The following is a 25767-nucleotide window of genomic DNA, read 5'->3' as shown; positions in this document are numbered from 1 at the left end:
CGCGCCGCTTTGTCAGTGTCGGGGGTGGCACGGCCCGTGCGGGGCCCTGCCGGGGGCTTGTACGGGGGCTCCGGGCGGGTCCGGCTGCGCGGGGCGCGGGCGGCCGCTGCGCGGGGCGAAGTGTCCCCTACCCGCCCTTCGCCCGTTCCCCGGGCGCTGCCCAGACCCCGCGCCTCAAACGCCGGACGGGCTGGATTTTGCCGCGCAGCGGCACATCAGCCTCGCCGGCGTTTGAGGCGCAGCGGCGGCTCCCCCGGTCGGTCCTACGCCGGGGCGGAAGTCGCCTTCAGGGCGAGCCACAGCTCCATGCGGACGTCCGGGTCGTCCAGGGAGCGGCCCAGGATCTCCTCCACCCGCCGCATGCGGTAGCGCAGGGTGTGGCGGTGCACGCCCAGGTCGGCCGCCGCCGCGTCCCACTGGCCGTGGCGGGAGAGCCAGGCCTGGAGGGAGGCCACCAGGTCGCCCCGGCCCTTCTCGTCGTGCTCGCGCAGCGCCCGCAGCGTGCCGTCCGCGAAGGCACGTACCGCGTCGTCGGCGAGCAGGGGGAGGACCGAGCCCGCCGCCAGCTCCTCGTGTTCGACCATGGGGCGGCCGCGCCGCCGGGCCACGGCCAAGGCCTGGTCGGCCTGTTTGAAGGCCGCCGCCACGCCGGAGGCCACCGCGGGCGCCGACAGGCCGAGGACCAGCTCGTCCGGCTCCGGTTCGCCCGTCTCCCGGCCGCGCCGCGATTCCAGGACCTCCGCGTATTCCGCGCACGCCTGGACCGCCGAGCCCCCGTCGGCCGCGAGGACCACGAGCCGGCCGGGCTCCGGCACCACCAGCAGGGTCTCCCCCGTGCGCGCCGCCGCCGATTCCACGGCGTCGGCCAGCAGCGCCAGGCCCTCCGGCTGGGCCGTGCCCGCCAGGGCCGGTTCCGCCACGAGGATCCGGAACGGTGCGTCGAGCAGGGCTCCGTACAGGTCCCCGGCCACGGCCTGGGCGTGCTCCGCCTGACCGGCGAGCAGCATGCGCAGCACGGCGGCGCCGAGCCGGGACTCCGCGTCGTGCAGGGAGCGGGAGCGTTCGGTGGTGAGGGTCAGCAGGGCCACCGCGGAGTGGACGGCGTACCGCTCCGCCGTGCCGAGCGGGGCCCCGGTGCCGACCGCGAGGGCTCCCCGGGCCCGCCGCCCGGTGCCCAGCGACTGGAGTTCGACGCGGTCCTCGGAGCCGCCGACCACGGCGCTGGCCGGGGCGGGCCGCTCCCGCAGCCGTTCCACGTCGGGGGTGAGCCGGGCGGCCCGGCGCGCGGCCCAGTCGGGCGCGGCCGCGACGACGGCGCCCGAGGTGTCGTACAGGGCGGCCCAGCCGTGCACGTGCGCCGCCAGCTTCGTCAGCAGTTCGCCGGGCCCGTCGGCGGACAGCGCGGCCCGGGTCAGCTCGCGCTGCGCCTCGAAGCCGGCGGTCACGGCCCGGTACTGGTCGGCGGCGAGGGCGGCGGAGACGGCCTTGCTGATGGCGAGGAACGGGGTGCGCCGGGGCACTTCCAGCAGCGGCAGGTCCTCGGCGAGGGCTGCTGCCACGAGCGCCTCGGGCACGGCGTCGTAGTTCACGCCGATGGCGAAGCCGATGCCGACGACCCCGGCCGCCGCGAGCCTGCGGACGTAGCGCCGCATCTCCTCGGGGTCCTCCGCGTCCAGCTTCATCGCGGTGATGAGGAGGAGCTCCCCGCCCTCCATGTACGGCACGGGGTCGGCGAGCTCACTGACGTGGGCCCAGCGCACGGGGGTGTCGAGGCGGCCCTCCCCGGCCCGGACGCTGAGTTTGAGCGCCGAGTGCTGGACGAGCGAGGCGAGGGTGAGCGGCATGGGTACCGGGGCGCCTTAGGGAGAGGAGGGGTTCGGCGGCGAGGTGCCGACGGAGGATTCTCGCCGTGGACCACCACCGCGGTTTTCGCCGTGTCGTACGAACGGCTCCCCTTGATTCTGCCACCCCGTACGGGTTCGCTCCGTACGGCCGCCGTCCGGGGCCGCCGTCCGCTCGCCGCTTCGACCGTCCCGTCTCAGTCCCGGCCCCCGAGCCGCACCAGCAGCGGGGCGGCCCGCTCGCCGCGGACGGAGGTGAGGGAGAGCACGGCGTGGCCGGGGGGCACCACGTGCGCCAGGTCGGAGGCCGACCAGCGTTCCCGCTCCACCTGGCGCACGGTCACGGCGTCCGTGGTCACCGCCTTGCCGGAGACCAGCTTCCGGAAGGCGTGGATGGCCCGGGTGAGGGGCTGGTCGGCGAAGACCGTCCGGTGGGTGACGTCGCGGGTCTCCACCCATTCGGTGCCCCAGGTCTCGGCGAACCGCTTGCCGTCCCAGGTGGTGACCCCGGAGAAGGCCATCCGGCAGCCCACGGCCCCGAGCAGCGGGGTGCGCAGGGCTTCCGGTACGTCGTCCAGGGTGCGCAGCGTGAGCAGGACGCCCGCGTTGGCCGAGCGGAGCCGCTGGATGCCGCGCACCGCTTCCGCGGTGAGGGTGTGGGAGGCGTCGTCGAAGGCGAGGAGCGCGAAGAGCGAGCGGTCGGTGCGGGTGGCGGCAGCGGCGTTGAACTGGGCGAGCAGCAGCCGGGCCAGCATCCGGGAGGCGTCGGCGTGCCCGCGCTCGGGGAGGTCCACGCGGACCCGCAGCGGATGCTCCAGAGCCCGCAGGGAGAACGGCCGCCCGGCGCCGGTGGTGTCAACGGCTTCAACGTTGAAGAACCCGGCGAAGGCGGGCCGGTCCAGCAGCGCGACCCGGTCGGCGAGGGCCGGTCCCGGGTCGGCGGGGGCGCCGTGCTGGCGTTCGCGCGCGTCGAGCTCGCGGAGCATCCGCTGGTGCCCGGCGGCCTCCAGGGCCTCGCGCAGGGCGGCGAGGGCCACGGGCACGCGGTCGAGCAGTTCCCGCAGCTCGGGCACGGCGGGGAAGCGGCCGTACGCGGCCCGGAACGGCCCGAGGAGCTGGGCGAGGGCGGTGGCGGCGCGGCGGACGTCGATCCCCGGCAGGTCGCCCACGAACCCCTCCGCGAGGAGCATGGCGGCCTCGTCGGGGTCGGTGGCGCCGCCGTAGAGGTCGAGGTCGTAGACGGAGTCGGGATCGCCGACGCGGACGACGACGTCGTAGCCCGCGTCGGGTCCCAGGGCGGTGCCGGCGGAGGCGACCACGACGACGGCGGCCTGGCCGGCCAGCGCCTGCAGGGCCAGCGACTCCACGACGGGGCGGACCAGGCGGGAGGTCTTGCCCGCGCCGGAGGGGCCGATGGCGAGCAGCGAGGTGCCGAGGACCGCGGGGTCGAGGGCGAGGCCGCTGCCGCGGCGGGCGTACGGGTTGCGCTCGCCGTCCTGGACGGTGCCGAGCAGCACCTGCCGGGCGAGCAGATCGTGCCGGGCGGCGCGGACGGGCAGATCGCGCGCCCCCGACGGGTGGACGCAGGCCCCGGCCCCCTTGTCCCGCACGGCGTCGGCGAAGGCCCGCGCCCGCGAGGGGTCGGCCCGTACGGTCTCCCAGGCGCGCCCGATCCGCACGTGGTCCACGTCGTTCATCCGCCCGGCGCGCGCCTCCGCCCCCAGCCGGTCGGCCACCTCCACCAGCCCGGCGGCCCGCACGTCGGCCCAGGCCGCGGGATCGTCGGGGCCGCCGGGCTCCACCGGCCGCGGCGCCGGGACCTCGGCCCGCGCCGCGCGGCCGCCGAGGATCCGGCGGGCCAGCTCCGGCCAGCGGCCGAGGCGGCCGAAGCCGATGGCGAGGGTCGCCGCGACGATGGCGTACCAGACGTAGGAGGCGACGACGGAGGGGAGCGTCCCGGCCCAGGAGTCGGGGGTGAACATGTAGAGCGGCCAGAGCCAGAAGCCGCCGAGGTAGCCGTTCCAGAGGAGGGACCACAGCAGCAGCCCGGCCAGCAGGGAGATGAGCGCCCCGCTGACCAGCTGGCGGGTCGGGGTGACCTCGGGCTCCTGCGCGGCACGGGGGACGTGCCCGTACGACCAGACGCCGGGGCCGGCGGCGGGGCGCGGGACGCGCAGCCAGTCGGCGAGGGTGGGGCCTGCCACGGGGCCCGCCGACGGACCTCCGGCCGGACCTCCTGCCTGGCCTCCCCCCGCGCCTGCGGCCTGGCCTCCCGCCGTACCTCCGGCCGGGCCCGGGACCGCACCGACGGCCGTTCCCGGCGCCGGGGCGTGGGCGGGCTTCGGCGGGAGGCCCTGGATCCCCGGGGGCCCGGCCGGGCGTGGGACGTGCCCGGTGCCGAACGGTGTCCGCCGCTCCCCGCCGTGCGTGCCGTCGGTGTCCATGAAACCCCTGCCCCCTGCCCGTTACCGCACTGCGCTGCGCTGCAACTGCCCTGCACTGGCCCTGCACTGGCCCTGCGCGCTCAATCTAGTGGCCGTCGCCGCCCGGCGGCCCGTACCCGGTCATGATCCACAAGACATGCGCGGATTCCTTCCTATGGCCGTCACGGACAAGGACACGCGGGCACCACTCCCGAACGGAGCATGCAGGACCACGCCTCCCGGGCCTAGCCTGCGGACAAAGACACAAGTGCGTCCGAAAACACCCCCCAGGAGCCCCCTATGACCGCTGTCCCGCAGGAGCGCCGCATCGTCACCGCGATCCCCGGCCCCAAGTCGCAGGAGCTGCAGGCCCGCCGCCTGTCGACGGTGGCCGGTGGCGTGGGCTCCGTGCTCCCCGTCTTCACGGCCCGCGCGGGCGGCGGCATCATCGAGGACGTCGACGGCAACCGCATGATCGACTTCGGTTCCGGCATCGCCGTGACCTCGGTCGGCGCCTCCGCCGAGGCCGTCGTGCGCCGCGCCGCCGCGCAGCTCGCCGACTTCACCCACACCTGTTTCATGGTGACCCCCTACGAGGGCTACGTGGAGGTCTGCGAGGCCCTCGCCGAGCTCACCCCGGGTGACCACGCCAAGAAGTCGGCACTGTTCAACTCCGGCGCCGAGGCCGTCGAGAACGCCGTCAAGATCGCCCGTTCGTACACCAAGCGCCAGGCCGTCGTCGTCTTCGACCACGGCTACCACGGCCGTACGAACCTCACGATGGCGCTGACCTCGAAGAACATGCCGTACAAGCAGGGCTTCGGCCCGTTCGCCCCCGAGGTCTACCGCGTCCCGGTCGCCTACGGCTACCGCTGGCCGACCGGCGCCGAGAACTGCGGCCCCGAGGCCGCCGCCCAGGCGATCGACAACATCGTCAAGCAGATCGGCGCCGAGAACGTCGCCGCGATCATCATCGAGCCGGTCCTCGGCGAGGGCGGCTTCATCGAGCCGGCCAAGGGCTTCCTCCCGGCGATCGTGAAGTTCGCCAACGACAACGGCATCGTCTTCGTCGCCGACGAGATCCAGTCCGGCTTCTGCCGCACCGGCCAGTGGTTCGCGTGCGAGGACGAGGGCATCGTCCCCGACCTCATCACGACCGCCAAGGGCATCGCGGGCGGCCTGCCGCTCGCCGCCGTGACCGGCCGCGCCGAGATGATGGACTCCGTGCACGGCGGCGGCCTGGGCGGCACCTACGGCGGCAACCCGGTGGCCTGCGCCGGTGCGCTCGGCTCCATCGAGACCATGAAGGAGCTCGACCTCAACGCCGCGGCGAAGAAGATCGAGTCGATCATGAAGGCCCGCCTGGCGGCGATCCAGGAGAAGTACGACATCGTCGGCGACATCCGCGGCCGCGGCGCCATGATCGCGATCGAGCTGGTCAAGGACCCCGCTTCCAAGACCCCGAACCCGGAGGCGGCCGGCGCGCTCGCCAAGGCCTGCCACGCCGAGGGCGTGCTCGTCCTCACCTGTGGCACCTACGGCAACGTGCTGCGCTTCCTGCCGCCGCTCGTCATCGGCGAGGACCTGCTGAACGAGGGCCTGGACGTCATCGAGGCCGCGTTCGCGACCCTCTGATCGAACGTCTGACACAGGCGGTAGAACGCGGAGGCGTGATCCTCGATCACCAAGCGATCACTACCGCAGGTAACGGGCGGGCGCTGTGAAGAAGGTGTGGGGGGCCGATGGCGGGAGCGTTTTCCCGCTGTCGGTCCCCCTTCCGCTGCCGTACGGTTTCTGCAGATGAGTGAGACACCCCGCTCCCGGGAAACCGGAAGCGACACCAGTACCGGGCTTCCCCAGCGCCGCACTGGGCATGCGTTCGCGCACACTCCTCACCGATCGGACAGCCGTACGCCCCAAACCCCCCGGGGCGCCCGGCAACCCGGTCCGGGCGGCCGCCCCGGAACCACCCCCCCTGTTCCGGGGCGGCCGGCCACTCTCCTCTCCGCGATCCCGGCGGCCTACGCCGTCTGCGTACTCTGCGTCGCGCTCTTCGCCCTGACCACCTGGCAGGTCCTCGCGTCCGGGCCGCTGTTGGTCCCGGACGCCGGCCTCAGCCGGGCGCTCGTGCGCACCGTCCCCGACGCGGTCACCCAGCGCCTCTCCGACTTCGGCAACGTCCCGGTCGCGGTCCCCGTGCTGCTCCTCGCGGTGCTCTACGCCGTCCGGCGCGGCAACCGCCGGGGCGCGGCGGCCGCGGCGCTGGCCATGGCCCTGGTGCCGGCCCTGGTCGTTCCGCTGAAGGAGTGGACCGGCCGGCCGGGCCCGCTGGAGCCCTGGGCCTCCGGCTACTACCCTTCGGGCCACACGGCCACCGCGTACGTGGCGTACGTGGGCGCGGCCCTGCTCGTGCGCCCGTACACCCGGGGCCGCTGGCCCCTGTTCCTCGCGGCCGCCCTCACCGCCCTGACGGCGGCGGGGCTGATCCTGCGCGGCTACCACTGGCCCCTGGACGTCCTGGCCAGCTTCCTGATGTGCACCCCCCTGCTGCTCGGGGTGCGCGCCGCACGCGTGGCGGCGGGGCCGGGGCGTGTGCGCCCCGGCCCCGCCGTGTCCGAATCCGGCGGCGCCGGTCAGCCGCCGAAGTAGGCGTCGAAGTTCTTCGAGAACTCCCAGCTGCCGAAGCGGTCCCAGTTGATCGACCAGGTCATCAGGCCGCGCAGGGCGGGCCAGGTGCCGTGGGTCTGGTACGACCCGCAGTTCGTCTTCTTCGTCAGGCAGTCCAGCGCCTTGTCGACCTCCGCCGGGGAGGTGTGTCCGTTGCCCGCGTTGGTCGTGGCCGGCAGGCCGATGGCGACCTGGTCCGCGCGCAGCGGCGGGAAGACGCGGGCCGTGTTGCCGGCCACCGGGAAGCCGGTGAGCAGCATGTCCGTCATGGGATGAAGTCCGGGCCGTACTTGGCCTTCAGGGCCTTCAGGGCCTTGATCAGGTTGGCGATCACCAGGGTAGTGTGGGCCCTACGGGAGGCGCGCGCGGCCGTAAGCGAGGCCGAAGCAACGCTAGGCCGATTTCACGCCGACGACCGGGCAGGCTTCTACGCGGGACGCTCCGCGCGGTATCGCCTGCCCGCAAAAACCGACGCCGAGAACCGGCTTACCGAAGCGGAGGAACGTCTTGCCGCGCTGGATACCGAGCGAGTCGATATCACGTTCCTGTTGGCCGGCTACGCGGACCAGTACTGGCAAACGGCCGGTCCAGCACTGAGGCGAGAACTCATTGCTACGGCGATCGACCGGATCCACGTGAGCAAGGCACCTGGCCGGGGCGTGCGACTCACTGACGACCGAGTTCGCATCGTATGGGCAAGCGGTGACGACGAGTAGCTATCGCAGCAGGTGAGCCCCGTGGGGGATGGAGCCGGGCCGCGCACGGGGAAGGCGTGGGGAAGGCGCAGCGGCGCCCAAGATGGTCCAGGCCAATGTTCTTGTCAAGGCTTCCCGCCCGCCCGCCCCACGACGCGCGCGGCCGCCTCGTGCATCGCGATCTCCAGCACCACCGGGTCGGTGAGCGTGCCCTGCCCGTCCGGGACCACGAGCCAGCGGACCCCGCCCGTGGCCCGGCCGGGGTACGGGACGACGATCCAGGTCCCGTGACCGGCTCCCCGTACGCCCGTCCCGACCCAGCGGGAGGCCGTGCCCGGGGGCACGAAAAAGCCCAGCCTGGAGTCGCCGAAATCGGCGAGCACCGGGCCGGGCCTCTCCAGCAGCGCGTCCAGCACTTCGAGGGTGGTGTGTCCCAGCTCCCCCGGCAGGATCAGCACGTCCCACCGGCGGCCGGCGGGCAGCAGGGCGACCCCGAGGGGGTTGCGCTCCCACTCCCACCGGCAGGCGTCCGGATCGGGCGCCACCGAGACCAGCCATTCCACTGCCGTCTTGTCCCCCGGGATCGTCATCGCCCGGCCTCCGCTCTCTGTGGGTGAGGTGAAGCGTTCTCACAGGAGAGAGCGGGGCCGGGCGCAGGTATGACGCGGGTTTCGTTGCTCCATGGTGGTGAAGCAGGTCACACCGCCCGGGGCGATGTGCGCCCGGGGCGCGTGGAGGTCGCTTACCCGATCAGCACACCGTTGCGCGGCCGGTCCCGCGGCCTCAGCTGTCGAAGCCGAGACCGAGGCGGTCCAGCGTCTTCAGCCACAGGTTGCGGTGCCCGCCCAGCCGGTCCGCCCGGGCCAGCGACCACTTCGTCATCGTGATGCCGGTCCAGGCGAGGGGCTCCGGCGGGAAGGGCATCGGCTTGGAGCGGACCATCTCCAGCTCGGTGCGCTCGGTCTTCTCCCCGGCGAGCAGGTCGAGCATGACGTCGGCGCCGAAGCGGCTGGCCCCGACCCCCAGCCCGGTGTAGCCGGCCGCGTAGGCCACCTTGCCCGCGTGCGCGGTGCCGAAGAAGGCCGAGAAGCGGGAGCAGGTGTCGATCGCCCCGCCCCAGGCGTGGCTGAATTTCAGCCCTTCCAGCTGCGGGAAGCAGGTGAAGAAGTGCTCGGCGAGCTTGAGGTACGTCTCGGGCCGGTGGTCGAGCTCGGCGTCGAGCCTGCCGCCGTACGGGTAGATCGCGTCGTAGCCGCCCCACAGGATCCGCCGGTCGGGGGTGATCCGGAAGTAGTGGAACTGGTTGGCGCTGTCGCCGAGTCCCTGCCGGTTCTTCCAGCCGATCGAGGCGAGCTGCTCCTCGGTCAGCTGCTCGGTCATCAGCGCGTAGTCGTAGACCGGGACGGTCAGCGGGCGCACCCGCTTGACCAGCGACGGGAAGATATTGGTGCCCAGCGCCACCCGGCGGGCGAAGACCCGCCCGTACGGGGTCCGCACGGCCATACCGGCTCCCGAGCCGGTCAGGTCCAGCCCGCGCGTGTTCTCGTAGATCCGTACGCCCAGCTCCAGGCAGGCCCGCTTCAGGCCCCAGGCGAGCTTCGCCGGGTTGAGCATGGCGACGCCGTCGCGGTCCCAGATCCCGCCGAGGAAGGTCGGGGAGTCGACCTCGTCCCGTACGGCGTCCGCATCCAGCCATTCGGAGCGGCCGGCGAGGCCGAGCCGCTCGGCCTCGGCGTGGAACTCGCGGAGCTCCGCGACCTGGTGCGGCTCGGTGGCCACGTCGATCTCGCCGCTGCGCTCGAAGTCGCAGTCGATGCCGTAGCGGGCGACCGCCTCCTCGATGGCGTCGAGGTTGCGGGCTCCGAGGTCTTCCAGTTGGGCGAGCTCGTCCGGCCAGCGGGCCATCCCGTTGGCGAGGCCGTGGGTCAGGGAGGCGGCGCAGAAGCCGCCGTTGCGGCCCGAGGCGGCCCAGCCCGCCTCGTGCCCCTCGATCAGTACGACGTCCCGGGCGGGGTCGCGCTCCTTGGCGAGCAGCGCGGTCCACAGGCCGCTGTAGCCGCCGCCGATGACGAGCAGGTCGCAGTGCTCGTCCCCGGTGAGGGCGGGCTCGGCGGCGGGCTTGCCGGGGTCGTCCAGCCAGTACGAGACCGGCCTTGCTTCGGAAAGAGATCGTGCAGCGGTGCGCATGGCGTCTGGGGCCATGTCTTCCAACTCCCTACAGGTGTTACTTGGGCTGTGCTTTCTTGCGGCGGCTGGCGACCATCTGGCCGGCCAGCACCACCAGGACCGCGATGACGAACATCGCGGTGCCGATGACGTTGATCTGTACAGGCGTACCGCGCTGGGCCGATCCCCACACGAACATGGGGAAGGTGACGGTGTTGCCCGAGTTGAAGTTGGTGATGATGAAGTCGTCGAAGGAGAGCGCGAAGGAGAGCAGCGCGCCCGCCGCGATGCCGGGGGCCGCGATCGGCAGGGTGACGCGCAGGAAGGTCTGCACGGGTCCGGCGTAGAGATCGCGGGCCGCTTCCTCCAGACGGGGGTCCATGGAGAGCACCCGCGCCTTGACGGCGGCGACGACGAAGCTGAGGCAGAACATGACGTGGGCGATCAGGATCGTCCAGAAGCCGAGCTGGATGCCCATGTTGAGGAAGAGGGCCAGCAGGGACGCGGCCATCACGATCTCGGGCATGGCCATCGGCAGGAAGATCAGCGAGTTGACCGCGCCGCGCCCGCGGAAGCGGTAGCGGACCAGCGCGAAGGCGATGGCGGCGCCGAGCACGGTCGCGCCGATGGTCGCCCAGAGGGCGATCTGGAGCGAGAGGGACAGGGACTCGCACATGTCGGCGACCCCGCAGGGGTCCTTCCACGCGTCGAGGGAGAACTCCTGCCAGGCGTAGTTGAACCGCCCGGTGGGGTTGTTGAAGGAGAAGACCGTGACGACGACGTTCGGCAGGATCAGGTACGCGAGCGTGCCGAGCCCCGCGATCACGACGAAATGGCTGCGCAGCCAGGTGGTGGCGCTCTTCATCAGACCAGGTCCTCCGTCCCCGCTCGGCGGATGTAGATGGTGACCATGACCAGCACGATGGCCATGAGGATGAAGGACAGCGCGGCCGCGGTCGGGTAGTCGAGGATGCGCAGGTACTGCGACTGGATGACGTTGCCGATCATGCGGGTGTCCGTGGAGCCGAGCAGTTCGGCGTTGACGTAGTCGCCGCTCGCCGGGATGAAGGTGAGCAGGGTCCCGGAGACCACGCCAGGCATGGAGAGGGGGAAGGTCACCTTGCGGAAGACCGTGACGGGACGGGCGTACAGGTCCCCGGCCGCCTCGTGGAGGCGGGTGTCGATGCGCTCCAGCGAGGTGTAGAGCGGAAGGATCATGAAGGGGAGGAAGTTGTACGTCAGACCGCAGACGACCGCGAGCGGCGTGGCGAGGACGCGGTCGCCCTCGGTCATGCCGAGCCAGCTGGTGACGTCCAGGAAGCCGACCGTGTTGAGGACCTCGACCACCGGGCCGCCGTCGGCCAGGATCGTCTTCCAGGCGAGGGTGCGGATCAGGAAGCTGGTGAAGAACGGGGCGATGACCAGCACCAGGAGCAGGTTGCGCCAGCGGCCCGCCTTGAAGGCGATCAGGTAGGCCAGCGGATAGCCCAGCAGCAGGCACAGCGCGGTCGCGGTCCCGGCGTAGAGCAGGGAGCGCAGGAACTGCGGGTAGTACTCGGTGAAGGCGTCCCAGTACGTCTGGAAGTGCCAGGTGACCTTGAAGCCCTCTTCGAGGGAGCCGGTCTGCACCGAGGTCGAGGCCTGGTAGATCATCGGCAGCACGAAGAAGACGAGCAGCCACAGGATGCCCGGGAGCAGCAGCCAGTAGGGGACCAGGCGCTTCTTCAGGGACGGCTTGTGGACCGGGGGCTCGGCGGAGACGGCGACCTCGGGCAGGGTCGCGGGGGCCGTCACGCGCCCTCCTCGACCGTCTCGATGCCGGCGTCGATGTCCTGAGCGGCGTCCAGCCCGAAGGTGTGGTCCGGGTTCCAGTGCAATATCACGTCGGCGCCGGGGGCGAGGCGGGCGTCGCGCTCGATGTTCTGCACGTACACCTCCAGCTCGGAGCCGGCCGGGCTGTCGATGACGAACTGGGTGGAGACGCCGATGAAGGAGGAGGCCACGATCTTGCCGGCGACCTTGTTGCGGCCGGTCTCGATGGTGTCCTCGGCGTCCGCGTGGACCAGGGAGATCTTCTCCGGGCGCACCCCGACCAGCAGCTTGCCGCCGGCGCGGGGTGCGGTCGAACACCGCGCCGCCGGGACGCGCAGCTTCGTACCGGCCGAGGAGACGACGACGTCGGACGCGCCGGCTTCCAGGACCTCGGCCTCGATGAGGTTGGAGGTGCCGAGGAAGTTCGCCACGAAGGTCGTCTTCGGGTTCTCGTAGAGGTCGGCGGGGGCGCCGAGCTGCTCGACGCGGCCGCCGTTCATCACGGCGACCGTGTCGGCCATGGTCATGGCCTCCTCCTGGTCGTGCGTGACGTGCACGAAGGTGATGCCGACCTCGGTCTGGATCCGCTTGAGCTCCAGCTGCATCTGGCGGCGCAGCTTGAGGTCGAGGGCGCCGAGCGGCTCGTCGAGGAGCAGCACCTGCGGGTGGTTGATGAGCGCGCGGGCGACGGCGACGCGCTGCTGCTGGCCGCCGGAGAGCTGGTGCGGCTTGCGCTGGGCGAACTGGCCGAGCTGGACCAGCTCCAGCATGTCGTCGACCTGCTTCTTGACCGACTTGATGCCGCGGCGGCGCAGCCCGAAGGCGATGTTCTCCGAGACGTCGAGGTGCGGGAAGAGGGCGTAGCTCTGGAAGACCGTGTTGACCGGGCGCTTGTACGGCGGCAGGTGCGTGACCTCGCGGTCGCCGAGGCTGACGGTGCCGGTGGAGGGCTCCTCCAGGCCGGCGATCATGCGCAGGGTGGTGGTCTTCCCGCAGCCCGAGGCGCCGAGCAGGGCGAAGAAGGAGCCCTGGGGGATGGTGAGATCCAGCGGGTGCACGGCGGTGAAGGATCCGTAGTGCTTGCTGATCCCGGCGAGGCGGACGTCGCCGCCTTCGGTCTTGTCAGTCATGGGCCTGGGCCTTCGGTGGTGTGTCGTGGAAGGGGCAGGTGCCAGTACGGGTGTCGGCGCCGGTGGGGACGCGGCGGGACCCGTCAGGCTCCGATGAGCTTGGCGAACTTCTCCTCGTACGCCGTCTCTTCCTCACTGGTGAGGGAGCGGAAGGCATGCGACTTGGCGGCCATCTCCTTGTCGGGGACGATCAGGACGTTGTCCGCGAGCTCCGGGTCGATCTTGGCCAGCTCGTCCTTGACGCCCTCGACGGGGCAGACGTAGCTGATGTAGGCGGCCAGCTGGGCGGCGACCGGAAGCTCGTAGTAGTAGTCGATGAGCCGCTCGGCGTTGGCCTTGTGCCGGGCCTTCACGGGGACCAGCAGGTTGTCGCTGGAGGTGATGTAGCCGGGCGCCGGAATCGCGTACTGGATGTCCGGGTTGCCGGCCTGGAGCTGGATGACGTCGCCGGCCCAGGCCAGGCAGGCTGCGAGGTCGCCCTTGTCGAGGTCCGCGGTGTAGTCGTTGCCGGTGAAGCGGCGGATCTGCTTCTTGTCCACGCCCTTCTGGAGCCGGCCGATCGCCTCGTCGTAGTCGGCGTCGGTGAACTTCGCCGGGTCCTTGCCCTGGTCGAGCAGGGTCATGCCGACGCTGTCGCGCATCTCGGTGAGGAAGCCGACGCGGCCCTTGAGGGAGGGGTCGTCCAGCATCTGCGTGACGGAGTCGACCTTCTTCCCGCCGGTCGCCTTGGTGTTGTAGGCGATCACGGTGTCGATGCCGGTCCACGGGTAGCTGTACGCGCGGCCCGGGTCCCAGTCGGGGCTGCGGAACTGCGAGCTCAGGTTGGCGTAGGCGTGCGGGAGGTGGGAGGGGTCCAGCTTCTGGGCCCAGCCGAGGCGGATGATGCGTGCGGCGAGCCAGTCGGTGACGACGATCAGGTCGCGGCCGGTGTCCTGGCCGGCCGCGAGCTGGGGCTTGATCTTGCCGAAGAACTCGACGTTGTCGTTGATGTCCTCGGTGTACTTGACCTTGATACCGGTCCGCTTGGTGAACTCCTCCAGCGTGGGACGGGACTTCTCGTCGTCGCTGGTGTCCATGTACTCGGTCCAGTTGGAGAAGTTGATCTCCTTCTCCTGTGCCGAGTGGTCGTCGGAGGCCGCGGCGTTGCCCTCCGCGCGCTTGGCCGGCGGGATGCCGCAGCCGGCGAGCGCGGACAGGCCGCCGAGGGTGAGCGCTCCGACTCCGGAGGCGCGCAGCACGGAGCGGCGGGTGAGGGCGCCGCGCCCGGTGGTGAGGCTGCGCCGCATCGCGGCGAGTTGCGCCGCCGAGAGGCGGTCGGGCTCGAACTGCTCCATGGGAGGTGCCCTTTCGGGATGGGTGCGGGCCGCTGGTCAGGCGGCTACTGGCCACGCGACGGCAGTCGCAAAGTGTTAGGTGCGGTCCCCGAAGATCGTGCGGTGCCAGTCCTTCGCGGCCACCGCGGTGTTGTCGTACATCACGTGCTTGACCTGCGTGTACTCCTCGAAGGAGTAGGTGCTCATGTCCTTTCCGAAGCCGCTGGCCTTGTAGCCCCCGTGCGGCATCTCGCTGATGATCGGGATGTGGTCGTTGACCCAGACGCAGCCCGCCTGGATCTCGCGGGTGGCGCGGTTCGCCCGGTACACGTCGCGACTCCAGGCGGAGGCGGCGAGCCCGTACGGGGTGTCGTTGGCCAGCGCGATGCCCTCGTCGTCGGTGTCGAAGGGCAGGACCACCAGGACCGGTCCGAAGATCTCGGACTGGACCACCTCGCTGTCCTGGGCGGCGCCGGAGATCAGCGTGGGCCGGTAGTACGCGCCGTCCGCGAGCTCTCCGCCGGGGATCTCACCGCCGGTGACGACGGTGGCGTACGCACGGGCCCGCTCGACGAAACCGGCGACCCGGTCGCGGTGCACGTGCGAGACCAGCGGGCCGAGGTCGGTCGACGGATCGAAGGGGTCGCCGACGCGGACGGTCTCCATCAGCTCGGCGACCCGGGCGACGAAGGCGTCGTGGAGGGGGCGCTGGACGTAGGCACGGGTAGCGGCCGTGCAGTCCTGGCCGGTGTTGATCAGGGAGGCGGCGACGGCGCCGTTGGCGGCGGCCTCCAGGTCGGCGTCGTCGAAGACGAGGAAGGGGGCCTTGCCGCCGAGCTCCAGGTGGAGCCGCTTGACGGTGGCGGTGGCGATTTCGGCGACCCGCTTGCCGATGGCGGTGGACCCGGTGAAGGAGGTCATGACCACGTCCGGGTGGCCGACCAGGTGCTCCCCCGCGTCCCGGCCGGCGCCGGTGACGATGTTGACCACGCCGTCGGGCAGGCCCGCCTCCTTGGCCGCCTGGGCGAACATCAGGGAGGTCAGCGGGGTGAGCTCGGCGGGCTTGAGGACGATGGTGTTGCCCGCGGCGATCGCCGGGAGGATCTTCCAGGCGGCCATCTGCAGCGGATAGTTCCACGGCGCGATGGAGCCCACGACCCCGATCGCCTCGCGGCGCACGTACGAGGTGTGGTCCCCGGAGTACTCGCCGGCGGCCTGGCCCTGGAGGTGGCGTGCGGCGCCCGCGAAGAAGGCGGTGTTGTCGATGGTCCCCGGTACGTCGAACTCCGTCGACAGCTTGACCGGCTTGCCGCACTGCAGGGACTCCGCGTACGCGAACTCCTCGGCCCGCTCGGCCAGCACGCCGGCCAGCCGGTGCAGCGCGTCCGAGCGCTCGCCGGGCGTGGCCCCGGACCAGCCGGGGAAGGCTCGCTTGGCGGCGGCGACGGCGGCGTCCACGTCGGCGGTGGAGGCCAGCTCGTAGGTGAGCACCTCCTCGCCCGTGGCGGGGTCGACCACGGTGTGTGACCGGCCCGAGGTGCCGGGCCGCAGCTGCCCGTCGATGTACTGCGCGCCTGCGGCGAATCGGTCCTTGACCTGGACCTTGACCTGGAAGCGGTTGCCCATCACGCTCTCACGCTCTCCGTAGCTACAGTTCGAGCTACAGCTCGAATTGAGTGCCGATCCTGGCAGAGGTACACCCCTCGGCCAAGTGATTCCGTTGTTGCGCTTTGATTACGCGACGGAATCGGTCGACCATGTGTCGAGGCGCGCCCGAAATCCCGTACGAAGTGTCCGGTGCTCCTGCGAGACTCGCGTGCATGGAGAAGATCGAGGAACTGATCGGGCAGGTCAGCCGGGGTGAGCGGCTGAAGTTCCTGCCGTTCTGGGGACACCGTCCGCGGCCCGACGGAACGCTCGGACCGAGCTGCCTCAGTCAGTGGTGGCCGTCCGAGTTCACCGTGGGTGACGTGCGGTACGCCACCGCCGAGCACTGGATGATGGCCGGAAAGGCGCGCCTGTTCGAGGACGCCGAGGCGGAGCGCGCGGCCCTGGAGGCGAAGAGCCCGGCGGAGGCGAAGAAGGCCGGGCGGCTGGTGCGCGGCTTCGACGACCTGGTGTGGGAGCGGGAGCGGTTCGCGCTGGTGGTGGAGGGCAGCGTGCACAAGTTCGGCTCCGATCCGGCGCTGGCCTCGTACCTCCTCTCGACCGGGAAGCGGGTCCTGGTGGAGGCCAGCCCGATGGACCGGATCTGGGGCGTGGGCCTGGCCCCCGACGACGAGCGGGCCCTGGACCCGGCGCGCTGGCGCGGCCTGAACCTGCTGGGCTTCGCGCTCATGGAGGCGCGCGAGCGGCTGCGGGCGGAGCTTTAATCGTTCGCAGCCGGTGAGGGTGTGCGTCTAGCGTGATCCTTGTCCAGGTGCGCAGGTGAGACTTACTTCCACTGTTAATGGGGCGGCCGCGGGTTCGAGTCCCGTCATCGGCTTCGGGCCGGTGTAGCTCAGTTGGTAGAGCACCTTGTGGTTTCGCCGACCTCGATCTCTGGACACCTACGTTCGCACCTCCCGGTGCGCCGGCCACGGCTACTTCCTCCACGAAACAACGCCGCGGCCACTTCTTTCTCGGGAGGCGCACGTGCGGAGTGCCCGGTGCGCAGGCAACGGTTACTTCCGGATCAACGGGTCGCGGGTTCGAGTCCCGCCCGGCTCCGGCCGGTAGCTCAGTCGGTTAGAGCAGTCGACATAGTCCGTCGCCGACTTCGATCTCGGGCATTCCGAACGTCACGCCTCCCCCGGTTTCCACTGAATTCGGGGGGATTCTCATGGCTCGCTTCAACCTGCTCCGCTCCAAGGCGGCGCCCACGGCGCCCACCGCACCCACGTCTCCGGTCCGCTCGACCGGCCGCCGTGCCGCCAACGCGCACGGCAGCCCCGGCTTCGTCCGCGATCCGCGCTCCGAGCTGTTCCTGCTCGCCGTCGCCAACTTCGTGACGCAGCAGACCGCTTACGAGGGCGGCCCGGCCCGCGACGACCGCTTCGCCGCGCTCGTGCGCAGCCTCGCCGTGGAGGATCCCGAGTGGACCGCCGGCCTGCTCGGCTGGCTGCGCCGGGGCGGCAACATGCGGACGGCCTCGCTCGTCGGAGCCGCCGAGTACGTCAAGGCGCGACTCGACGCCGGAGCGACCGGGGGGCCCTCGAACCGGCAGGTCGTGGACTCCGTACTGCTGCGCGCGGACGAGCCCGGCGAGCTGCTCGCCTACTGGACGGCCACGTACGGACGGGGCGTGCCCAAGCCCGTCAAGCGCGGCATCGCCGACGCGGTGCGCCGCCTCTACTCGGGCACCTCACTGCTGAAGTACGACACCGCCTCCCGGGGATACCGCTTCGGCGACGTCCTCAACCTCGTGCACGCCTCCCCCGACCCGGACAAGCCCTGGCAGGGCGAGCTGTTCCGGCACGCCCTCGACCGCCGGCACAGCCCGGAGACCGCCGAGGTCCCGCCGGGCAACCGCACCCTGCTCGCGCACCGGGCCCTGATGGAGCTGCCCGTGGCGGAGCGCCGGGCCGTGGTCACCGCGGCCGACGGCGCCGAGCGGCTCGCCGCGGCGGGCATGACCTGGGAGGCGCTGGCCGGCTGGCTCCAGGGGCCGATGGACGCGGCCGCCTGGGAGGCGGTCATCCCGTCCATGGGTGCGATGGCGCTGCTGCGCAACCTACGCAACTTCGACCAGGCCGGAGTCTCGGACGAGGTCGCCGCGCGGGTCGCGGCGAAGATCTCCGACCCGGAGACCGTCGCCCGTGCCCGGCAGTTTCCCTTCCGCTACCTCGCCGCCTACCAGCACGCACCCTCGCTGCGGTGGGCGTACCCGCTGGAGCGGGCGCTGGGCCACTCCCTGGCCCACGTACCGGCGCTGCCCGGGCGGACGCTGGTCCTGGTGGACCGGTCCGGGTCGATGTGGTCGCCGCTGTCGGACCGCTCGCAGCTCAACAGGGCCGACGCGGCGGCCGTCTTCGGGACGGCGCTGGCACTGCGCGCCGAGGACGCTGACCTGGTGCAGTTCGGCTCCACCAGCAAGTCGGTCGGTTTCCGTCGCGGCGAGTCGGTGCTGAAGGTGCTGGAGCGGTTCGAGGACCTCGGCGGCACGTTCACGGCGGAGGCGGTGCGCACGCACTACGCGGGGCACGACCGGGTCCTGATCGTCACCGACGAGCAGGCCACGTACGCCTACGGCGGCGACCCAACGGCCCTGGTGCCGGACACGGTCCCGGTCTGCACGTGGAACCTCGCCGGATACCGGGTGGGCCACGCGCCCTCCGGGTCCGCGCACCGGCACACCTTCGGCGGGCTCACCGACGCGGCCTTCCGCATGGTGTCCCTCATCGAGGACGGCCGGGACGCCAGGTGGCCTTGGGAGGCGGGGCGGGCGGACACGGCTGCCTGACAGTTCGGCGCGAGGGCCGGGCCGGGACGTGCGCGTCCCCGCCCGGCCCTCCGCCGTGCCCGCCGGGCGCGGATCAACCCCGGTGGAATACCTGCGTGTTCTCGTACGGAGACGAGAATTCCGAGTCGTAGTCGGAGCCGCCGTCCTCGGACATGACGGCGACGACGACGAAGAACGCGATGAACACGCAGCTGATCACGATGCCGACCGCGCCGGTGATGATGCCGGCCAGCGCCATGCCCTCGTTGTCGGCCTCGCCGCGCTTGGCCTTCCCGCGGCCCAGCACGCCGAAAATGATGGCCGGAACGCCGAACAGGAGGCCGAAGTAGCACGTGACCACGGCGAGGATCCCGAGGACGAGCGCCGTCACTCCGAAGCCGTTGCTCTTGGGCGGGTACACCGGGTATCCGCCGCCGCCCGGGTATCCGGGGTAGCCCGCGTAACCGGGGTAGCCCTGGTATCCGGGCTGTTGGCCCGGCTGCTGCCCGGCGGGGTATCCGTACCCCGCGGGATCCTGCGCGGCCGGGTACCCGTAGGCGGGCGTCTGTCCCGGCTGGGGCGCGGGCGCCCCGGCGGATATCGGCCCGGTCCCGGCCGGCGGCGTCTGCCCCGGCAGCGGCGCTCCCGGGTAACCGCCCGGGTGGCCGCCCTGGTGGCCGCCCGCCCCCGGCATCCCCGTGACGGTCTGCTGGTCGTGCACTCCCGGTGCCGCCGGCGCCGCCGGCCCGCCCTGCTGTTTGCCCAGATCGACCGCGGGCTGCTCCGGCGGCGCCCAGGGGTCTCGCGACTCGGGGCTCTGATCGGTCATACGGCGCCCCCCTCTCGTACGGCCATGCTAAGCGCTCCCTGTGACAAGCCCCTTCTACGGTGCGGGTCCTGCCTACGATGAAGCCCGTTCCATCCGCACCGCGTCCTTCGGAGGCACCCTCATGTCCGACCTGCACCCCTTCATCGCGGGGCTGCCCAAGGCCGAACTGCACGTCCACCACGTCGGCTCGGCCTCCCCGCGCATCGTGGCCGAACTCGCCTCCCGGCACCCCGACTCCAAGGTCCCCACGGACCCCGAGGCCATCGCCGACTACTTCACCTTCACCGACTTCGCCCACTTCATCGAGGTCTACCTCTCCGTCGTCGACCTGGTCCGCACCCCCGACGACGTACGCCACCTCACCTTCGAGATCGCCCGCGACATGGCCCGGCAGAACATCCGCTACGCCGAGCTCACCATCACCCCGTACTCCTCCACCCGCCGCGGAATCGACGAGAAGGCCTTCATGGAGGCCATCGAGGACGCCCGCAAGGCCGCCGAGACCGAGCTCGGCGTGATCCTGCGCTGGTGCTTCGACATCCCCGGTGAGGCCGGCGAGGAAGCTGCCTCGGAGACCGCCCGCCTCGCCCTGGACCTGCGCCCCGAGGGCCTGGTCTCCTTCGGCCTCGGCGGCCCGGAGGTCGGGGTGCCGCGCCCGCAGTTCAAGCCGTACTTCGACGCCGCCCGCGCCGCCGGACTGCACAGCGTGCCGCACGCCGGCGAGACCACCGGCCCGCAGACCATCTGGGACGCGATCCGCGAGCTGGGCGCCGAGCGCATCGGCCACGGCACCAGCGCCACCCGGGACCCGGAGCTGCTCGCCTACCTCGCCGAGCACCGCATCGCGCTGGAGGTCTGCCCCACCTCCAACATCGCCACCCGCGCCGTCGCCACCCTCGACGAACACCCCCTCAAGGAGATGGTGGCGGCCGGCGTGCTCGTCACCATCAACAGCGACGACCCGCCGATGTTCGGCTCCGACCTCAACAACGAGTACGCGGTGGCCGCGCGGCTGCTCGACCTCGACGAGCGCGGACTCGCCCGGCTCGCGAAGAACGCCGTCGAGGCCTCCTTCCTCGACCCGGCCGGCAAGGCGAAGCTCACCGCCGAGATCGACACGTACACCTCCGCCTGGCTGGCTTCCTGACGCCTGCGCAGAATGGGTGCATGCGCAACCTGACTGCCGTCGGCCACCGCGGGGATCCCTACCGCGTCCGCGAGAACACCCTGCCCTCGATCCGCTCCGCCTTCGACCGGGGGGCGGACGCGGTGGAGATCGACGTGCGGATGACCCGCGACGGGGTCCCCGTACTGCTCCACGACGAGGACCTCCAGCGACTGTGGGGTCACGACGTACGCCTCGAAGACGTCACGGCCCCGCAGCTGCGGGAGCTGACGGACGGCGCGATCCCGACGCTGCGCGACGCCCTGATGGCCGCCGGTGCGGGCCGGGTCATGGTCGATCTGCCGGGTGCGACGGCCGATACCGTACGGACCGTCGTCGGCCAGGTCCGCGAGTGCGGGGCCCGCGACCGTACGTACTACTGCGCGGGTCCGGCCACCATGCTGGCGGTGCGCGCCGCCGATCCGGGCGCCGAGATCGCGCTGACGTGGACCACCCTGGCTCCCCCTCGCCGGGTGCTGATCGACGCGGTGGCGCCGGCCTGGCTCAACTACCGCTTCGGGCTGCTCTGCCCGGAGCTGGTGGACGCCCTGCACCGGGACGGCCTGTTGGTGTCGGCCTGGACGCCGGACACCAAGCGTGCGATGCGTGCGCTGGTCAGGGCAGGGGTGGACTCGATCACGACGAACCGGGTGGACGCGCTGGAGGCCGTGCGGGCCGGGCTCGGCCGGTGATGCGGGCCTGGGGGGAGCTGCCGACCCGCGGGGTCCTGCGCGCCTGGGGGGAGCTCGGAGCGCGGATCCGGCGGGCCGGCCCGCGCCGGCAGGACCTGGGGCTGACGCTGCTGGTGCAACTGGCCGTCACGATGCCCTTCGTGGTGCCCCGGCCGGCCGACGCACCGCCCGCGGACTGGACCTCGTACGCGATGACCACGCTCGGCGTGCTTCCGCTGGTCTGGCGGCGACGGGCTCCGGTGACGGTGCTGATCGCGATCCTGGTGGCCGGCGGCGCCTACAAGCTGGCGGTCGACGGCCCGGGGCAGCCGCTTCCGTACGCGGGGCTGATCGCCCTCTACACCGTCGCCCTGCAGGGCACGGCCCGGGTCCGGCTCGGGGTGGGCGGGCTCACGGTCCTCACGGTCGCCTTCTCGGTGGGCTGGAACACCGGGACCGCACGCGAACTGCTCTTCACCCTCTTCGTCTCCGCCGCCGCGTACGCGCTGGGCCGGCTACAGCACACCCGGCAGGCGTACACGGCGGCCCTCCTGGACCGGGCCGCGCAGCTGGAACGGGCCAACCGGATCGAGGCGGAGCAGGCGGCCGCCCGCGAACGGGCCCGGATCGCACGGGAGATGCACGACATCCTCTCGCACGCGGTCAGCATCATGATCGTGCAGGCGGAAGCCGGTCCGGTGGCCGTGCGCAGGGCCCCCGAGCGGGCCGAGGCCGCGTTCGAGGCCATCGCGGAGACGGGCCGCGACGCGATGGCCCAACTGCGCACGATGCTGGGGGTGCTGCGCACGGACGAGGCGGCGCCGCGCTCGCCGCAGCCCGGCATCGGGGAGCTGGCGGGACTGCTGGAGCGGGTCCGGGGCAGCGGGCCGGAGGTGACCTACGAGCGCACGGGCTCGGTGCGCGCCCTGCCGGCGGCGCTGGAGGCGACGGTGCACCGGGTGGTGCAGGAGGCGCTGACCAATGTGGTCAAGCACGCCGGGGCTTCGGCGGTGGCCGTGCGCCTGGAGTACGGGGAGCGGGAGCTCGCGGTGACGGTCACGGACGACGGGCGGGGTCCGGACGCGGGTGCGGGTCCGGACGCGGGTGCGGGTCCAGGTATGGGTACGAGTACGGGCTCCGTGCCGCGGGCCCGACCGGGCGGTCACGGCCTGATCGGGATCCGGGAGCGGGCCGCCGCCCACGGGGGCACCGCCCGGACGGGGCCCGGCCCGGACGGCGTCGGCTTCGAGGTACGGGTGGTGCTTGTAACGTCGGGCGCGGAGGTGGGGAATTGAATCCCCTCCCCTTCCTAAAGGGAGGGGATTCCTGGCTCACGTCGGCTGCGGACCTGCGGTCCGCAAGCTCTTACACGATCAGCACCAGCCGGGTGGAGACCAGCCCGGACGAGCATCACGCGGGCGGAGTTCTTGTCCCTGGGGGACACGGCTCCGCACACGGTGCACGAATAGGTTCGTTCCGAGAGGGGTAGTGCGTGCTTGGTTCTTGCTCCGCACTGCGCACAGTCCATGGTGGTGTGCGCGGGATGGACCAGGTGCACGGCACGACCGTGCTTGCGGCCCATCTGGATCAGGGCCGTCTTCGTGGCGCCGATAGCGGCGTCCACCGCTTTGCGGGCCATGGCGGACTTGGCGAGGAACTTCGCCTTGAAGTCCTCGACGGCAAGGGCGTCATGGTCGCGGACCACCTTCTTCGCCCACTTGCGGCCGGCGTCCTGGCGCTGCCGGGCAATCTTCTTGTGCGCCTTCGCCGCCTGCCGCTGCGTCTGACGGTAGCCCTTCGACTGGGCCTTGCCCCTGGGTGCGCGGCGTCGGGCCATCATGCGCTGGTAGTGCGCGAGGCGACCGGCGGCCTTCCTGCCGTACTCGGCATGGGGCAGGTCGTGGTCGTCGGACGTGGTGGTCGCGATCTCCCTCACCCCCCAGTCAATGCCGATCACCGCACCCGTGGAGGGCAGCGCCTCGGCGGTCGTGGGGACGACGAAACTGGCGTACCAGTGCCCGAGGCTGTCGCGGTACACACGCACCGACGACGGCGACCCGGGCAGATCCCGCGACCACACCACGGTCACGCTGATACCCCCGGCCAGACGCAGACGCCCGTCCTTCAACCGGAAGTCACGCTGCGTGTAGTTGAGCGTGAGGTCTGTTGCGTGCTTCTTCTTGTACTTCGGCATCCCCGCCCGCTGCCGCGTCGGCAACCGGGCCCCGATGTCCTTGAGCGCCTTCGCGCGGGACTTGGCGAAGTCGCGGATGATCTGCTGCTGCGGAACGCTGCTGCCCTCACGCAGCCACTCCATCGAGCATCAGGCCCCGGTCAGCATCTTGTCGAGCTGCGACGGACCACACGTCACCTCGTTCATCGCTGCTGTCGGCACGCTCCCCAACCTAACCGCCCCCACTGACAACGAAAGAGAGTGCAGGTCAGAACAGATGCGCAACGAACTCCGCCGCTACGCGGCTCCGCCCCAAGGACCCATTCCTCCCCGGGCTGAAGCCCAGGGCAGCCTGGGAGAGATCCGGTGACGATCCGTGTGGTGGTGGCCGACGACCAGGAACTGGTGCGCAGCGGCTTCGCGATGATCCTGGACGTGCAGGAGGACATCGAGGTGGTGGCGGAGGTCGGGGACGGGGCGGCGGCGGTCGCGGCGGTACGGGCCCTCGCGCCCGACGTGGCGCTGCTGGACGTCCGGATGCCGGTGCTGGACGGGATCGAGGCGTGCCGGGAGATCTCGGGGACGAGTTCCTGCCGGACGGTGATGCTGACGACCTTCGACTCGGACGAGTACGTGTACGAGGCGCTCCACGCGGGGGCCAGCGGCTTCCTGCTCAAGGACGTGCGGCGGGACGATCTGGTGCACGCCGTACGGGTGGTGGCGGCGGGCGAGTCCCTGCTGGCGCCTTCGGTGGCCCGGCGGCTGATCGCGGAGTACACGGCGGCGACGGCCCGGCCGGCGGCCGGGCAGGCGCTGTCCGCGCAGCGGCTGGAGGTGCTGACGGCCCGGGAGCGGGAGACGCTGCTGCACCTGGGGCGGGGGCTGTCGAACGCGGAGCTCGCCGTAGAGCTGACGGTGAGCGAGCACACGGTCAAGTCGCACGTGGGCAACGTGCTGTCGAAGCTGGGGCTGCGGGACCGGATCCAGGCGGTGATATGCGCGTACGAGACGGGTCTGATCGCGGCTGGCTCTCAGGTATCTCCCTCTGGGGAGTGAGACGAGGCGTATCTCCTCGCTCTCGGTGGTGAGTTGTCGTACCGACAAAGACCCCTCTCGATGGTGATCCGCAACTACCCCTGCGACCAGCAGCATTGAGGTCTCCGGGGCGGAAGTCGCCCCGGAGAACCGACAGGGGGATCCACCATGAACCGAGCGACCCGCACGCTGATCGCCACCGCCCTGGTCCTGGGCGTCGCGGCCGGACCGGCCGTCGCCGCCCAGGCCGGCCCGGCGCGGGCTTCGGCCGCCACGGCCACGGCCACGGCGCAGAGTCCGGCAGCACCGCAGGTTTCGACCCCGCCGAACGCCACGGCGCTGGAGGGGGCGATCGCAGGTCTCGGGGCGGGGCACAAGGATGCGACGGCCGCACTGGTGCGGGTGGGCGGCACGAGCGGTGGCTGGCAGGGGAGTTCCGGTGTCGCGGACATCCACACCGGGCGCGAGGCCATCGAGGAGGGCCGGTTCCGGGCCGGGTCGGTGACCAAGACCTTCACCTCGGCGGTGGTGCTCCAGCTCGCGGCCGAGGGCGAGCTGGACCTCGACGGGCCGGTCCGCCGGTACCTGCCCGAGGCCATCCCCGCGGCGTACGGCACGGTCACCGTCCGGCACTTGCTCAACTACACCAGCGGGATTCCGGCGGCCGACGGTCCGGGCGACTCCTTCGAGGCGCAGTGGGAGCACCGCTTCGACGTGACCGATCCGCACGACCAGATCGCCGAAGCGGTGACCAAGAGCCCCGAGTTCGTCCCGGGCACGGCCCAGCACTACCTGAACATCAACTACACGGTGCTGGGCGTGCTGATCGAGAAGGTGACGGGCACGACGTACGAGAAGGCGGTCGCGGCGCGGGTGCTGAGGCCGCTGGGGCTGCGGGACACCTCTTTCCCGGGCCGTTTCCAGACCCGCATACCGGGTCGCCACAACCACGGGTACCAGGCGGTGGCGCGGGAGGACGGCTCCACCGAGCTGCGGGACGTGACGGAGTGGAACTCCTCGGACCGGTGGGCGGCGGGCGACATCATCTCCACCACGGCCGATCTGGAGCGGTTCACCGTCGCCCTGTTCAGCGGGCGCCTCGTGCCGGCGGCGCAGCTGGAGGAGATGTTCACGGTCCCCGGGGTGAAGGACTTCGTCACGGGCAAGGCCGCGACGCTGACGGCCGGGATGGCGCGGATCAAGCTGCCCGACGGCACGGTCGCCTGGGGCAAGACGGGCGGCCTGCACGGCTACAACACCGCGATAGGCGGGACCCGCGACCTGTCCCGGACCCTCGTGTACTCGGTCAACTCGACCGACGCCAAGGGCCAGGACACCAACCACGTCGCCCTCGCCGTCGTGATGGCCGCCTTCGCCAAGTAGCCCGGCCTCAGCTGCGGGCTTCGGTTCCGTCGCCGGACCGAGAT

21 protein-coding genes and 1 pseudogene are annotated in these 25767 nt (G+C 71.8%); 10 read left to right on the top strand and 12 right to left on the bottom strand.

Going from position 1 to position 25767, the window contains the following annotated elements:
* Nucleotides 1–263: 263 nt before the first annotated feature.
* Together AC3IYI_RS29075 and AC3IYI_RS29070 are read right to left on the bottom strand one after the other, a co-directional pair.
* Nucleotides 264–1844 (bottom strand): PucR family transcriptional regulator, encoded by a 1581-nt coding sequence (locus tag AC3IYI_RS29075; RefSeq protein ID WP_489406465.1) that lies wholly within the window; start codon nt 1842–1844, stop codon nt 264–266.
* Between the two features lie 194 nt (nt 1845–2038).
* Entirely contained in the window at nt 2039–4285 is a 2247-nt protein-coding gene (locus AC3IYI_RS29070; RefSeq protein WP_489406464.1) for an ATP-binding protein, read from the bottom strand.
* Nucleotides 4286–4564: 279 nt separating this feature from the next.
* Between AC3IYI_RS29070 and gabT the strand changes: the two genes are divergently transcribed.
* Nucleotides 4565–5899 carry a 4-aminobutyrate--2-oxoglutarate transaminase gene (gabT, locus tag AC3IYI_RS29065; RefSeq protein WP_489406463.1) on the top strand — a complete coding sequence of 445 codons (1335 nt, stop codon included), beginning with the start codon at nt 4565–4567 and terminating at the stop codon, nt 5897–5899.
* 165 nt (nt 5900–6064) lie between these two features.
* Complete coding sequence (locus AC3IYI_RS29060) at nt 6065–6913, top strand: phosphatase PAP2 family protein (protein WP_489406462.1); 849 nt, start codon at nt 6065–6067, stop codon at nt 6911–6913.
* On the opposite strand, the pseudogene AC3IYI_RS29055 reads toward AC3IYI_RS29060, so the two are convergent.
* Nucleotides 6898–7200 (bottom strand): annotated as a pseudogene (locus AC3IYI_RS29055) (chitinase); the annotation flags it as partial. The gene AC3IYI_RS29060 and the pseudogene AC3IYI_RS29055 sit on opposite strands and share 16 nt — an antisense overlap.
* Nucleotides 7201–7203: 3 nt before the next feature.
* Between AC3IYI_RS29055 and AC3IYI_RS29050 the strand changes: the two are divergent.
* Entirely contained in the window at nt 7204–7647 is a 444-nt protein-coding gene (locus AC3IYI_RS29050; protein ID WP_489406461.1) for a hypothetical protein, read from the top strand.
* A 104-nt stretch (nt 7648–7751) separates the two neighbouring features.
* Here AC3IYI_RS29050 and AC3IYI_RS29045 read toward each other — a convergent pair whose 3' ends face one another.
* From AC3IYI_RS29045 to AC3IYI_RS29015, 7 genes are all read right to left on the bottom strand, one after another.
* On the bottom strand, nt 7752–8216 hold the full coding sequence (locus AC3IYI_RS29045) for a hypothetical protein (RefSeq protein WP_489406460.1): 465 nt from the start codon (nt 8214–8216) through the stop codon (nt 7752–7754).
* Nucleotides 8217–8409: 193 nt separating this feature from the next.
* Nucleotides 8410–9828 carry an NAD(P)/FAD-dependent oxidoreductase gene (locus tag AC3IYI_RS29040; protein ID WP_489406459.1) on the bottom strand — a complete coding sequence of 473 codons (1419 nt, stop codon included), beginning with the start codon at nt 9826–9828 and terminating at the stop codon, nt 8410–8412.
* 22 nt (nt 9829–9850) lie between these two features.
* Entirely contained in the window at nt 9851–10657 is an 807-nt protein-coding gene (locus AC3IYI_RS29035; protein WP_489406458.1) for an ABC transporter permease, read from the bottom strand.
* On the bottom strand, nt 10657–11586 hold the full coding sequence (locus AC3IYI_RS29030; protein WP_489406457.1) for an ABC transporter permease: 930 nt from the start codon (nt 11584–11586) through the stop codon (nt 10657–10659). The genes AC3IYI_RS29035 and AC3IYI_RS29030 overlap by 1 nt, the downstream gene beginning before the upstream one ends.
* A complete protein-coding gene (locus tag AC3IYI_RS29025) occupies nt 11583–12734 on the bottom strand; it encodes an ABC transporter ATP-binding protein (protein ID WP_489406456.1) in 1152 nt (383 codons plus the stop codon). Before AC3IYI_RS29025 ends, AC3IYI_RS29030 begins: the two co-directional genes overlap by 4 nt.
* Before the next feature lie 83 nt (nt 12735–12817).
* On the bottom strand, nt 12818–14068 hold the full coding sequence (locus tag AC3IYI_RS29020) for a polyamine ABC transporter substrate-binding protein (protein WP_489406455.1): 1251 nt from the start codon (nt 14066–14068) through the stop codon (nt 12818–12820).
* A gap of 75 nt (nt 14069–14143) precedes the next feature.
* Nucleotides 14144–15673: a gamma-aminobutyraldehyde dehydrogenase gene (locus AC3IYI_RS29015; RefSeq protein WP_489411714.1), complete on the bottom strand. Its 1530-nt coding sequence runs from the start codon at nt 15671–15673 to the stop codon at nt 14144–14146.
* 194 nt (nt 15674–15867) lie between these two features.
* Between AC3IYI_RS29015 and ybiA the strand changes: the two genes are divergently transcribed.
* Entirely contained in the window at nt 15868–16419 is a 552-nt protein-coding gene (ybiA, locus tag AC3IYI_RS29010; RefSeq protein WP_489406454.1) for a riboflavin biosynthesis intermediates N-glycosidase, read from the top strand.
* Between the two features lie 449 nt (nt 16420–16868).
* Nucleotides 16869–18488, top strand: a complete 1620-nt coding sequence (locus tag AC3IYI_RS29005; protein ID WP_489406453.1) for a TROVE domain-containing protein — start codon at nt 16869–16871, stop codon at nt 18486–18488.
* A 73-nt stretch (nt 18489–18561) separates the two neighbouring features.
* Here the strand turns inward: AC3IYI_RS29005 and AC3IYI_RS29000 are convergent, their stop codons facing one another.
* Nucleotides 18562–19296: a DUF4190 domain-containing protein gene (locus AC3IYI_RS29000; protein ID WP_489406452.1), complete on the bottom strand. Its 735-nt coding sequence runs from the start codon at nt 19294–19296 to the stop codon at nt 18562–18564.
* A 121-nt stretch (nt 19297–19417) separates the two neighbouring features.
* On the opposite strand from AC3IYI_RS29000, the gene AC3IYI_RS28995 reads away from it, so the two are divergent.
* The 3 genes from AC3IYI_RS28995 to AC3IYI_RS28985 are packed head-to-tail and all read left to right on the top strand — an operon-like array spanning nt 19418 to nt 22427.
* Nucleotides 19418–20443 (top strand): adenosine deaminase, encoded by a 1026-nt coding sequence (locus AC3IYI_RS28995; RefSeq protein ID WP_489406451.1) that lies wholly within the window; start codon nt 19418–19420, stop codon nt 20441–20443.
* Nucleotides 20444–20463: 20 nt separating this feature from the next.
* The gene (locus AC3IYI_RS28990) at nt 20464–21153 is read left to right on the top strand and encodes a glycerophosphodiester phosphodiesterase (protein WP_489406450.1); all 690 of its coding nucleotides are present in this window, start codon (nt 20464–20466) and stop codon (nt 21151–21153) included.
* Nucleotides 21153–22427 carry a sensor histidine kinase gene (locus tag AC3IYI_RS28985; protein ID WP_489411713.1) on the top strand — a complete coding sequence of 425 codons (1275 nt, stop codon included), beginning with the start codon at nt 21153–21155 and terminating at the stop codon, nt 22425–22427. Before AC3IYI_RS28990 ends, AC3IYI_RS28985 begins: the two co-directional genes overlap by 1 nt.
* Before the next feature lie 14 nt (nt 22428–22441).
* On the opposite strand, the gene AC3IYI_RS28980 is transcribed toward AC3IYI_RS28985, so the two are convergent.
* A complete protein-coding gene (locus AC3IYI_RS28980) occupies nt 22442–23449 on the bottom strand; it encodes an RNA-guided endonuclease InsQ/TnpB family protein (protein WP_489406449.1) in 1008 nt (335 codons plus the stop codon).
* 222 nt (nt 23450–23671) lie between these two features.
* On the opposite strand from AC3IYI_RS28980, the gene AC3IYI_RS28975 reads away from it, so the two are divergent.
* Both AC3IYI_RS28975 and AC3IYI_RS28970 read left to right on the top strand, forming a co-directional pair.
* Entirely contained in the window at nt 23672–24361 is a 690-nt protein-coding gene (locus AC3IYI_RS28975) for a response regulator (protein ID WP_489406448.1), read from the top strand.
* A 147-nt stretch (nt 24362–24508) separates the two neighbouring features.
* Complete coding sequence (locus AC3IYI_RS28970) at nt 24509–25723, top strand: serine hydrolase domain-containing protein (RefSeq protein ID WP_489406447.1); 1215 nt, start codon at nt 24509–24511, stop codon at nt 25721–25723.
* Nucleotides 25724–25767 lie beyond the last annotated feature (44 nt).

The organism is Streptomyces sp. GL_148 (genome assembly GCF_057834205.1).
Note: the sequence above shows the minus strand (reverse complement) of the source record. Positions and strands in the feature narration are given on the sequence as shown.